General features: G+C 35.2%; 6 protein-coding genes. 1 reads left to right on the top strand and 5 read right to left on the bottom strand.

Going from position 1 to position 12,927, the window contains the following annotated elements; genetic code table 11:
* Positions 1 to 59: 59 nt before the first annotated feature.
* The 5 genes from ACQKCJ_RS05435 to ACQKCJ_RS05415 all read right to left on the bottom strand — a co-directional run bounded on the left by ACQKCJ_RS05435 (position 60) and on the right by ACQKCJ_RS05415 (position 9,986).
* Positions 60 to 332, bottom strand: coding sequence for a GxxExxY protein (locus tag ACQKCJ_RS05435; RefSeq protein ID WP_338083394.1), 273 nt, complete (start codon positions 330 to 332; stop codon positions 60 to 62).
* Positions 310 to 384, bottom strand: a complete 75-nt coding sequence (locus tag ACQKCJ_RS05430) for a GxxExxY protein (protein ID WP_427401555.1) — start codon at positions 382 to 384, stop codon at positions 310 to 312. The genes ACQKCJ_RS05435 and ACQKCJ_RS05430 overlap by 23 nt, the downstream gene beginning before the upstream one ends.
* 133 nt (positions 385 to 517) lie before the next feature.
* Entirely contained in the window at positions 518 to 1,963 is a 1,446-nt protein-coding gene (gene miaB, locus ACQKCJ_RS05425; RefSeq protein ID WP_427401542.1) for a tRNA (N6-isopentenyl adenosine(37)-C2)-methylthiotransferase MiaB, read from the bottom strand.
* 153 nt (positions 1,964 to 2,116) lie between these two features.
* Positions 2,117 to 3,112, bottom strand: a complete 996-nt coding sequence (locus ACQKCJ_RS05420; protein ID WP_427401541.1) for a PorP/SprF family type IX secretion system membrane protein — start codon at positions 3,110 to 3,112, stop codon at positions 2,117 to 2,119.
* 10 nt (positions 3,113 to 3,122) lie between these two features.
* Positions 3,123 to 9,986 carry a PKD domain-containing protein gene (locus tag ACQKCJ_RS05415; RefSeq protein ID WP_427401540.1) on the bottom strand — a complete coding sequence of 2,288 codons (6,864 nt, stop codon included), beginning with the start codon at positions 9,984 to 9,986 and terminating at the stop codon, positions 3,123 to 3,125.
* A gap of 423 nt (positions 9,987 to 10,409) precedes the next feature.
* Here ACQKCJ_RS05415 and topA point away from each other — a divergent pair, with 423 nt between their 5' ends.
* Positions 10,410 to 12,926: a type I DNA topoisomerase gene (gene topA, locus ACQKCJ_RS05410; protein WP_271337622.1), complete on the top strand. Its 2,517-nt coding sequence runs from the start codon at positions 10,410 to 10,412 to the stop codon at positions 12,924 to 12,926.
* Position 12,927: the final 1 nt, after the last annotated feature.

The following is a 12,927-nucleotide window of genomic DNA, read 5'->3' as shown; positions in this document are numbered from 1 at the left end:
TAATAATTTTATTTTTTATGCCACAGATTAAAAAGATTAACAAAGATTCTTTTAAATTTTTATAAAACATATCTTTTATGTTGGAGTGATTTTGTTTGAAAATTAACAAGCAATCCAACTTCTGAATTCGATAACTTTATATAATTTAGAATCTGAGCAATATGTTCATTTGAAAATTCTTTTATTGCTTTTACCTCTAAAACGATATCTTCATTAATAATAATGTCGGCATAAAATTTATGAGGCAAAATTTTGCCCTTGTATTCAATAGAATATTCTTTTTCTCTCTCGAAAGGAATATTTTTTTCTTTAAATTCTATTTCTAAAAGCATCTTTGTAAACTACTTCTAATAGACCTGGACCAAGATTTCGATGTACTTCCATACAAATTCCTATAATCTTATAAGTCTCAATTTCTCTGTAATAATGCATAATTTAATTTATTTCCACAATCCATAAAAGTAAGAAAAACAATATAATTAAATTATTTTAATCCTATTAATCTGTGGCGAAAAAATTAATTCATACTACTTAGCCCAACAGCTGTACCTTTTAATGTTCCTGAAGTACAGCTTGTGATTTTTACATTTACAAAATCTCCAATTTTATAATCTTCTTTCGGGAAAACTACCGTAATACTTTGAGAGTTTCTTCCTGAGAATTCTTCAGTTGATTTTTTAGAAACTTTTTCGACAAGAACTTCAACTATTTGTCCAACGAATTCTTCACTTCTGAACCAGGCATGTTTTTGTTGTAGGTCCACAATTTCCTGTAATCTTCTTGCTTTGGTTTCGTCGGTAACATCATCTTCCATTTTTCTTCCTGCCAAAGTTCCCGGACGCTCAGAGTACGAATACATATAACCGAAATTATACTTTACGTACTCCATTAAACTCATTGTATCTTTGTGATCTTCTTCGGTTTCTGTTGGGAAACCAGCAATCATATCCTGCGAAATCGAAGCATTCGGAATAATCGCTCTGATCTTATCAATCAAAGTCATGTATTCTTCACGTGTATGCAAACGATTCATCTCTTTTAGAATTCTGTTACTTCCGGACTGAACCGGTAAGTGAATGTGTTTACAGATATTTGGATGTTTTGCAATAACGTGCAAAACACTTTCGTGCATATCCTGAGGATTAGAAGTCGAGAATCGAATACGCATTTTAGGAAAACCAACAGCAACCATTTCAAGCAATTGATCAAAGTCAACCGCCGTTGCTTTTTGCATGTCAGAAGCATTTTCGAAATCCTTTTTCAAACCACCACCGTACCATAGGTAACTGTCGACATTTTGTCCTAGCAGCGTAATTTCCTTAAAGCCTTTGTCCCATAAATCCTGAATTTCCTTCATGATACTTTGAGGTTCACGACTACGTTCACGACCGCGAGTAAAAGGCACAACACAAAACGTACACATATTATCGCAACCACGGGTGATCGAAACCAAAGCTGTAATTCCGTTACTCATCAAACGAACCGGCGAAATATCTCCGTAGGTTTCCTCTTTAGATAAAATTACATTAATGGCATCACGGCCTTCTTCAACTTCTGCCAATAAATTAGGTAAGTCTTTGTAAGCATCAGGACCAACAACAAGGTCGACGATTTTTTCTTCCTCCAAAAACTGATTTTTCAAACGTTCCGCCATACAGCCCAAAACGCCTACTTTCATCTTCGGATTAATGCGTTTCACCGCATTGTATTTTTCTAAACGTTTGCGAATAGTCTGTTCAGCCTTATCCCGAATCGAGCAGGTATTTACCAGAACTAAATCAGCGTCTTCAAGAGTTTGTGTAGTATTGTATCCGTTTATCGATAAAATGGAAGCTACGATTTCACTGTCCGAAAAATTCATTGCACAACCGTAACTTTCTATAAAAAGTTTTTTAGTATTCTCAGGTTTATTTTCTAAAACAAGACTTTCGCCCTGTTTGCTTTCTTCAATAATCTTTTCCATTGTATAATTTCAAAGTGCAAAGATAACGCAAATGGGATGAATATGACAAGATGGCAGAGAAAGAATTAACAATCTTTTGGAAATTATTTTTTAAGAATACGCGATTTCTGCATTTCGTTTCAAAATAGATAATATCATTAAATATCTGTCATATCATTGATAATTTGGGCAGCCAAAGCAATTTGCTTTCAAATCAAATTGGTAAATAACAGATAGTTCATAGATACCGCCTGTATTACCAATTCTTGAGGTACTAAAATCATAGGAATAGCCGAATTTTAAATGCTCATATTGAAGTCCGCCAAAAGCATTTACCGAAGTCATAAAATGGCTATTGTTAGCTTTTTTTCCAGGATTTGTAGCGGCACTTATTCCGAAAAAAAAGCGATCGAAGACCAATCCTGTTCCAATATCTAAACGGCTGTATTCGCCTTGACTCATATAATTAGTTGTTAAGAGCATTTTTGTTTCAAACGGAAAAAGAGTTACATCGATATAATCCGCAATTTTAAATTCATAACCGGCATTGGCCGAAAAAAACATATCTAAAGGAACATTTCCATTGGTGGTAAAGGAAATATTTGGTTTGTTGATGTGTTTTAAAGAAGCGCCAAACCAAGCCTGTTCAGTATTAAAAAGCATTCCTGCAGAGAAATCAAAGAAATTAGCCTTGTCATTGAGGAGTAGTGGATCTATGCTTGAGGGATTTATAGTTCCTTGGCCAATATTGATTTGATCTTCTAAAACAATATTCTGAAACGCATATGATTTTATTCCGTAACCAATTTCTATTGCAGGTCTAAAGTACCAATAGTCATTAAGTTGAACTCGGTAGGCATATTTTAAATTAATGGAAGTAAAGTTATAATTAGTAAATTTTTCTCTTTGATTTAAAATGCTGATACCTACACCGCTGTTGGCCTTAGGCAGCCAAGTGTCCATGAAAGCATAATCAGAATCGACTCTGAAATTCAAATCTGGCCACTGAGTTCTATGTAAAATTCCAGCCGTAGTGGTTTCTGTAAAACCTGTAAAACCAGGATTCAAGGTTTGAGGAACCATATAATATTGAGTAAAAATAGGATCTTGTGCTTTTATGGATGAAGAAAGAAAGAGAAAGGCTAGTAGTGCAATTAATTTTAGTTTCATTTTGGTGTACTTATTTTATAAGGGTAAATGGCCCATTAGTATTGATTGTAGTTCCGTAGAAAGTAACGCCGCTAATTTTAAAATAATAGTTGCCATTTTCAGATTCAGTACCTTTTATTTTTCCATCCCAACCACGCAGGTTATTTCCTTTTTCAGAATAAATTAATTCACCCCACGTATCGTAAACACTCAAATCGACTGTTTTGAATCCTTTGAATGTAGGTTTGAAAGTATCATTGATTCCGTCACCGTTTGGAGTAAAACCATTTGGAGTAATCAAGTCATATCCTTTTTCAATTTTTAGGGAGCTTGTATATTTATAAATACATCCAAAAGGATAAGTTACAGTTTGAGTAATGAGATAAGTGCCTTCTTTTACAAAAGTATGAGTAGGATTTATTTCATTTGAAGCAGCGCCGTCGCCAAAATCCCAATATGAACTAATATAACTTCCTGTAGATGTATTTGTGAATACTATTGGGTCATTTACAGAATAAATTCCATAAGTAGTTAAAGCAAAAGAAGTGGTATCGAATGATGGATCTCCAAGTATGGGTATGTCAACATTAAAAGTGTAATTTGATTTACACCCAAGGTTATCCGTAACATTAAGAATTACGGTTCCGTTTTGGGAAGTATTCATTATTTCATTGTTTGCACCACTTACCTTACCGCTGGACCAATCCAGTTGATAAGGAGGCATTCCGCCAGTTACATTCGCTGCAAATGTTTGTTTTACATATTTAGTCTCACAATCAAAATCAGTTTTTGTATCTACTTTAGTTACAATTGCCGGAGGTCTGTTTATGTTGTATTGCGCCTGTTCAGAGCAGCCATTAAAATCGGTAACCGTAACCAAATAGTTTCCAGAAGAAAGATTTGTTAAATCTTCACTTGTGGCTCCGTTTGACCAGTTATAAGTAAATGGTGGTGTACCGCCTGATACTAATAAGTTTATCGAACCGCTTTTAGCATTATTACAATCAAAGGCATTAGTTACATTGGCTGAAAGAGCGAGAAGTTGCGGTTCTATTATAATAAAAGTTTTGGTTATTGTACAAGGTTTTGCATCAACAATAGTCACTGCATATGTTCCAGGTGCTAAATTATTTCTTTCTGTTCCGGAGGAAGAATTATCACTCCATGTTAATTTTATTGGAGCGATTCCACCTATAAGATTTAGTTTAATACTTCCGTTTTTAGCACCAAAACAGGAAATGTTTTTAACAACGGGACGAATTGTAAAAATAGGGGCTTCCGGAATATTTACATTTAATGTTTTAACGCAATTAAGAGCATCTGTAACGGTAACGAGATAATCTCCAGCAGAAAGATTATCCATAAAAGTACCGTTGCCTAGATTACTCCAGGAAATTTGATAAGGACCAATTCCACCAGAAATGGCGATATTTATAGAAGCATTATTGTCATTATAACAAATAATTGGCGTTGAAGTGGCTGTGATAATAATTGCTGAATTTTGAGTAATTGTTTCGGTTAAATTTTGAGTACAGCCAGAATGATCTGTTATAATTAAATTGTAAGTTCCTGCAATAAGATGAGTTAAATTTTGATTTGTGCTTGAGAAACCATTTGGTCCCTTCCATGCATAAGTATACGGAAGCGTTCCTCCTGTATTATTTATTGTTATTGCGCCAGTTGCATCTCCATTACATAAAACATCTGTTTTTCCAGCTAATGAAACTGCTAATAACGGAGGCTCAGTTATAGTAAATAGTGCAGTTTTGGGACCACAATTATAAATATCAGAAACAGTAACTGTATATGTTCCAGGGCCTAAATTTGATAAGTTTTGTATGTTTGAAAAAGGAATTCCATTTTTTGTCCAATTAATGATATAAGTTGGAGAACCACCAGTAATGGCAATTGTAATTTTTCCATCAGCATCATTAAAGCATGTGATGTCTTTTTCTAAAATGGAGCTAATTACAATTTCATTGGGTTCGATAATCGTATATTTTTTTGTTGTTGAGCAATTTTGCTGGTCTCTGACAGAAATGGTATAATCGCCAGGTGCTAAATTAGCAATGTTTGAGATGTTCGAAGTAAATCCGTTTGGTCCCGACCAATCAATTTGATAAGAGTCTCCGGAACTAAAAGGCACCCCTCCCGAAATTGCCACTTGAATAGAACCGTTATTGATGCCAAAACACGTGCTGTTAGATTTTGTATCGTTCAAAGTAATAGCCGGATTTACAGTAATGACTACTGTAAAAGATGTTCCTGTACAATTTCCAGAAATTGGAGTCACAACATAAGTTACGGTTGCTGGACCAGTAGTTGTATTTATTAATCTCTGACTAATAGCATTTTGTTGCGTATTTTGTGCTGATGCTCCGGTTATTGAGCCAGAAGGAGAAATAGTTGGTAACGCCCATGTATAAGTTGTTTCCAGCGGAACAATATCGCTTCCTGAGTTGTTTGGTAAAATTGTAAAGGCATCACCACTACAAATTTGGACGGTTTTATTTGCAATAACAGGTTTTTGATTGATAGTAACGTTTGCAATATTTGATGTTAAGCTAGAACATCCCCCAGAAGGTAAAGTGATAATACAGTAATAATAAAATGTACCCACAACTGAATTTGGAGCATTATAAGAAGAATTTACAGCGCCAGAAATAGATGTGCCTCCTATAGTTGTATTAGTACCGTTGGAATACCATTGGTATTGTGCTGTTCCGACCCCGTTAATGTAGCTTACGCTTAATGCGTTTAATGTTTGTCCAATACAAATAGTATTAGAAACTGGCTGTGAAGTAAATGTGGGAGCTAAATTTACAATAACAGTTGCAGTATTACTGGTTACGTTGCAACCCGATCCTGTAGATTGAGAAATGACACAGTAATAATAATAAGTTCCATTGCCGGAGGTTGGTGGTAAATAAGAGTCGATCGTTGCCCCAGAAATTGGTGTTCCTGTTGTATTATTATTGAGCGTATTTGAAAACCACTGATAAGAATAAGTTGTGCCAATTCCGCCTGAAGCGCTCACAGTTAGTTCTGTTGCCAATGCATTTTGACAAAGAGTTTGAGATGGTAAAGGCTGCGATGTGATTACAGGATCAGGTATAATCGCAACTTCGGCAGGATCACTAAGGAGTGTTCCACAACCATTACCATTTAAAGAGACCTCTGCATAATAGTAATAATTTCCAGTTAAAGTAAAAACGGGAGGCAAATAGCTGGCATTTGTTGCTCCGGAAATTAATATTCCACCAATATTTGAATTTGAGCTATTGGTGTACCACTTATAAGTTGGATTTCCCTCGCCACCGGTATAGTGTATTTTTAAAGGAGTTGACAAAGCAGCTCCAACACATAGAGTTTGTGTTGATATGGGTTGTAAATTAATACTAGGCAATGTGTTGATTATCACAGTGGCTGTATTTGAAGTTATGTTTGAGCATCCCCCAGAGGATAAAGTAATGATGCAATAATAATAAAAGGTTCCAGCAGTTGTATTTGGCGGATTAAAAGTTGAATTAGTTTCACCAGGAATTAAAACTCCTCCTGAATTGCTGGTATTTACATTTGAAAACCATTGATAGCCAGGTAAACCAACTCCATTAATGTAAGATACAGATAAGATAGTTGGAGTTCCGCCAAGACAGATAGCACTTGAAACAGGGTGGTTATTTATTGTTGGCGTCGCAATTACGATAACTTGAGATGTTGCACTTGTGACGTTGCAGCCCGAAGTGCTATTTTGAGACGCTACATTATAATAATATTTTGTACCAACTATATTCGATGGAGGTGTATACGTGTTATTGGTTGCCCCGAAAATAATTGTTCCACCTGTATTCACATTAGAACTATTGCTATACCATTGGTACGAAAAAGCTCCGTTGCCTCCAGTAGCATTAACTTCTAAGTTGGTAGAAGTTGTATTTTGACATAAAGTTTGAGTTGCGACAGGTTGTGTAGTTATTGTTGGATCTGGATAAACAATAATTACGGCTGTATTACTAGTTATGGGTATACAGCCATTTCCGTTTGGAGAAACCGTTACGTAATAGTAATAAGTACCAGGGATTGTAAAAACATCAGGAGTAAATTTTATCGAGGCAGCTCCCGTAATTAGTGTTCCACCTGTATTTGAATTTGTGGTGTTACTATACCATTGATAAGAATAGTTTCCTGTTCCTCCTGAAGTTGTGATTGTTAGAGGTGTTGCAATTGTGCCGCCAATACACAGATCTTGAGAATCCGTTGGCTGTGTTGTGATTGATATATTGGTTAGAATTGTTACTTTGACTGGGGTTGTTGTAATTGCATTACACCCTCCTGTAGGCAAAGTAATGATACAATAATAATAAAATATTCCTGCTGTGGCAGATGGCGGATTATACGTCGCAGTGGTTTCACCGGGTATTGCTGTACCCAAAGTATTATCGCTGGTATTAGAATACCATTGATAAGCAGCTGTTCCATTTATGCCACTTGTAGTAAAAGATAATGCAGGAACAATTCCTCCTTGACAAGCTGTAGCAGGAGTAGGCTGGCTTGTTATTACTGGAGCTTGATTTACAATAAATGAAATTGTGGTTTTACATCCGAAGGTATTTGTATAAGTAATGTTGGTCGTTCCTGCTAATAATCCAGTTACTAAACCGGAGTTGCTTACGGTAGCAATGTTTGGAGATGAAGATACCCAAGGTAATGTCGTTGCAGCACTTGAGGAGCCTGATAGTTGTGATTTACTTCCCGCACAAGAAAACAAATCACCACTTATTACTGGCGTGGGATTGATTGTAAAAGAGCCGCTTGCAGTACTTGGACCACATTCATTAGTTACTTTTAAAGAATAGGTAAATGTCCCTGAACTACTATAAGTGATATCACCGGGTATTTCTAAATTTGAGGATGATGGCGTTCCTCCCGGAAAACTCCATTCGTACGTCAACGGAGATTGAGTGCCGCAATTCGTGATAATTGCCTTTGGACTAATTGTATTTGTTGGTAAAACCTGGCAAATATTGACAATTGGATTAATGGTTACAGTTGGTGGTTTTTTTATAATTACAGTTTGTGTAGTTTCTGTAGAAGGAGAACAAGAATTTGTCGCTGTTAATTTAATTGTATAAGTTCCTGATTCATTAAAATTGAAAGATGCATCTGTTGTAGTTTGATTAGAAATTATTGGAGTACTTGTGCTGCAATTTGATGCGGAATACCTCACACTCCAAACATAAGTTGGGGCGGTACAACTTGTAGCTAAAGTAGTATTTGTGGCTGTAATAATCATTGGTACACAACCAAGCGTATTGTTTAAAGTGAATTGGGGCACGAGAGCAGGTTCAATACAGATTTGCTGTTTTTTTATGGTTGTTCCGCAAAAGTTTTGCGAGGTCAAAGTAATAGTGTATGTTCCTGGACTTGTATAGGTGTGATTAACGTTTTGAGAAGTAGGAAAAGATACTATTGTTCCATCTCCAAAATCCCATGTGTAAAGGGCTGTCTGAGCACAATTCTGGCTAAATCCAGCAATGGTTGTATTTGTAAATAGAACATTTTTATTGATGCAGCTATTTGAAACGGCCGTAAAATCAGCTACTGGTTTAGTTAATATAGATATGTTTCCTAATGTAAAAGGTGTGGTCCCACAAGCATTCGTTACATCTAATTTTAATTCAAAACTCGACTTAGGGCAACTACCTACCTTGTAGATGTGGGGAATTGGGTAATTTGTTGATGTATTAGGAGTTGTTGGATTGTAATAACTAGAATTGTTTAATTGGTATTGAGTTAAGAGCAGTATTGGAGAGCCGTCTCCATAATCTATTTTATAAGTTGTGTCAAGCGAGTTACCTCCCCAATTAGATATTGAAAATTGTTGTTCCGTAGTTGGTGCGCATAAATTTTGAGTAGATCCAGGACTATTTAATCCTCCTAAAGGATTAGAAACATTTTTTATAACATAGTTTTTGGAACTTATGCAGCCATTGCTTCCTATTGCCGTTATTGTCATATTATATGCTCCTAAAGCAGTGTAGCTATGCTGTGCTGGAAATATTGCATTTGTTTCATTATTCCCATCTCCCCAATTAATTGAATAGGATAATATGCAGGATGTAGAATTTGATGAATTTTTGACAGTGATAGAATAGACAGAATTTGATGATGCATTTAAGCAATTACTAAAAGCATCAAAAGGAAAATTAGCATCTGTAAATTCTATATCTGGTTTTTGTTTAACCGTTACGATTTTTGTTGTACTGAAGGAACAGCCATTTGCCGTTATTGTTAATTTTACAGTAAAATCTTTATTTCCACACCCTAAAGAAATAAATTTATGACTAGGATCCTTTTGTATTGAGGTGTTTCCGTCTCCGAAATCCCAATCATACGTATAATTTGTTGCTCCCGAAGCAGAGGAAGTAAAATTAATTACAGTCTCAGAACAAGTGATGTTATTATCAAAAGAAAAATCAACTGTTGGAACTGTATTAACGGTAACGATTGCTTCGTTGCCTGACAAGGTTTGATCTCCTGATGAATCAGTAACACTTACCAGTGTATAAGTGAAAATTCCGATACTTGTTGTCAAAACGGGTACAGAAGCGACATTTCCTGTCGAAATTATATTTTTGTCATCTCCATTGTTTATTCTATATACAAAAGTATAAGGAGCAATTCCATTTTGGCCAGTAAAGGTTATTATAGGTTTTGCTGCGTTTTGGCAAACAATAGTTGTTCCGCTAATGGTTGCTGTAGGAAGAATAACGGTTTTTTTTGTAACACTATTTGGAAACTCTTTTTTGTTAATAAAAATAGAGTTTTTAGCCGTTAAGATATTTCCGCAATTAATTAAAATCAATAAAAATATAATCTTGTAAAGTTTTATCATGAGCTGTTTTTCTAGCAATAATTTTTATGGTTTTATCAAAAGAATATCTTAGTAAGAGACTATAAAAATTGATGGTTGAAAATTAGAGCTTTTAGAATTGTTTACGCTACGGTTTTCCGTAAAGCAAAATATTATAAAAATTTTGTTAAAAAAAACGAGACTATTTTCCTGATGTTATTTATGCTTTTCTGTTTTGTTTTTTTTTAGCAATGCAAGAATATCGAATCAATTTAAAGTATCAGTATTAAAAAAAAGAACATTTACGGGGTAAAAACCTTTAAAATTTATACCTATATATATAATAAGGAACAATGCCTGTAAATATTCATTTTTAAGAAACATAACATTAAAATACCTCAAAAATCAATTAGCGAGGTTGATATTTAAAAAAAATAGATACTTTTGTTGCAGAAAAATAGAGCAATGGCAAAGAATTTAGTAATAGTGGAGTCACCTGCAAAGGCGAAAACGATCGAGAAATTTCTGGGAAGTGATTTTCAAGTAGAATCAAGTTACGGACATATCGCAGACTTACCATCAAAGGAAATAGGAGTAGATGTAGAGAATGGTTTTAAACCTAAATACGAAGTTTCTCCGGATAAAAAAGCCTTAGTAAGCAAATTGAAAACACTATCTAAGAATGCCGAAATGGTCTGGTTAGCAAGTGATGAGGACCGCGAAGGAGAGGCTATTTCATGGCATCTTGCGGAAGAACTGAAACTGGATACAAAAAAAACTAAGCGAATTGTTTTTCATGAAATTACAAAATCTGCGATTCTTAAAGCGATTGATAATCCAAGAGAAATAGATTATAATTTAGTAAACGCACAACAAGCACGTCGCGTTTTAGATCGTTTAGTAGGTTATGAATTATCTCCGGTTTTATGGAGAAAAATTAAAGGCGGATTATCAGCTGGTCGTGTACAATCAGTATCTGTTCGTCTGATTGTAGAGAGAGAACGCGAAATTCAAAACTTTAATGCAGTTGCGAGTTATTCTATCGTAGCAGAATTTGTAAATGAGGCTGGGAAATCTTTCAAAGCCAAATTGCCAAAAAACTTCAATACTAAAAAAGAAGCCGAAGATTTTTTAAATAAAAATATCGGATCACAATATAAGGTAGCCGATTTAGAAACTAAACCTACCAAAAAATCACCAACAGCACCTTTTACAACTTCGACATTGCAACAAGAGGCAGCGAGAAAATTGTATTTGCCAGTTGGGATCACCATGCAGCTTGCACAACGTTTGTACGAAGCGGGACTTATTACCTATATGAGAACTGATAGTGTGAATCTTTCTAAAGATGCAATGGATGCTGCTGAAGCGGAAATTATTAAATCATACGGAAAAGAGTTCTCAAGACCCCGAACTTTCGCAAACAAAAGCAAAGGAGCACAAGAAGCGCACGAAGCAATTCGTCCGACAGATATGTCACGTCACACGGTAAATATCGATCGTGACCAGGCTCGTTTGTATGATTTGATCTGGAAAAGAACATTGGCGTCTCAAATGAGCGATGCACAATTAGAAAGAACAAACGTAAAAATTGAAGCAAATAATCACAGCGAAATATTTACAGCTTCTGGAGAGGTTTTGCTTTTCGAAGGTTTCCTTAAAGTTTATTTAGAAGGTCATGATGATGATGAGGAAGAGCAAGAAGGAATGTTGCCTGCATTAAAAGTAAATGAAAAATTAGTTAACAATTATATTACAGCTACAGAGAGATATTCAAGACCACCGGCTCGTTATACAGAGGCTTCTTTGGTGAAAAAATTAGAAGAATTAGGAATTGGTCGTCCGTCTACGTACGCACCAACTATCTCGACTATCATCAATAGAAATTATGTTGAGAAAGGAACTCTTGAAGGTCAGGAACGTAATTATACCCAACTTACTTTGCAAGCTAATAAAGTAGGTGAGAAACTGCTAAAAGAAAATACAGGTTCAGATAAAGGAAAATTAGTGCCAACAGATATTGGGACAATTGTTACGGATTTCTTAGTAAAGAACTTCGGGAATATTCTTGATTATAACTTTACTGCAAAAGTAGAACAGGATTTTGATGAAATTGCCGAAGGAAATATTGACTGGGCAGTGATGATGAAAGAGTTCTACGATAAATTTCACCCGAATGTAAAAGAGGTTGAAGCGAACGCAGAACGCGAAAGCGGAGAAAGAATCTTAGGAAAAGATGCTGACGGAAGACAAGTTTCTGTTCGTTTAGGAAAATTTGGACCAATGGCTCAAATTGGAGAAGCAGACGATGAAGACAAAAAATTCGCCAGTTTAATGTCTGATCAGAATATTGGAAATATTACACTTGAAGAAGCTTTAAACTTGTTTTTATTACCTAAAAACTTAGGAGAATATAAAGGAGAAGAAGTAGAAGTAAGTAATGGGCGTTACGGTCCTTATGTTCGTCACGGAAGCGTATTTATTTCTTTACCAAAAGGAGAAGATCCGTTAAGTCTTTCTAAAGAAAGAGCACAGGAATTAATTGATGAGAAAGCAATTGCCGATGCTCCAATTGCAGTTTATAAAGGCGAAGGTGTTCAAAAAGGTGTGGGGCGTTTTGGTCCGTTCATCAAATGGAATGGAATTTTTATTAATGTAAGTAAAAAATACAATTTCGATAATTTATCACAACAAGAAGTTGAAGAACTAATTGAAGATAAATTACAGAAAAATATAGATAAAGTGCTCCACAATTGGGAGGATGAAGGAATTTTGGTTGAAAAAGCTCGTTGGGGACGTTCGGTTATTACAAAAGGTAAAATCAAAATTGAATTAAGTAAAGATGTTGATGCAACAAAATTAACATTGGCCGAAGTTCAGGAAATGATCGCCAAAAAAACACCGGCAAAAAAGACGCCGGCCAAAAAAGCAACAACCGCTAAAAAAGCGCCAGCTAAAAAACCAGCTGCTAAAAAGAAATAAT

Source organism: Flavobacterium sp. NPDC079362 (genome assembly GCF_050267765.1).
Taxonomy (GTDB): Bacteria; Bacteroidota; Bacteroidia; order Flavobacteriales; family Flavobacteriaceae; genus Flavobacterium; species Flavobacterium azizsancarii.
The sequence above is the reverse complement of the archived record's forward strand: the minus strand, read 5'-3'. Positions and strand labels throughout refer to the sequence as shown.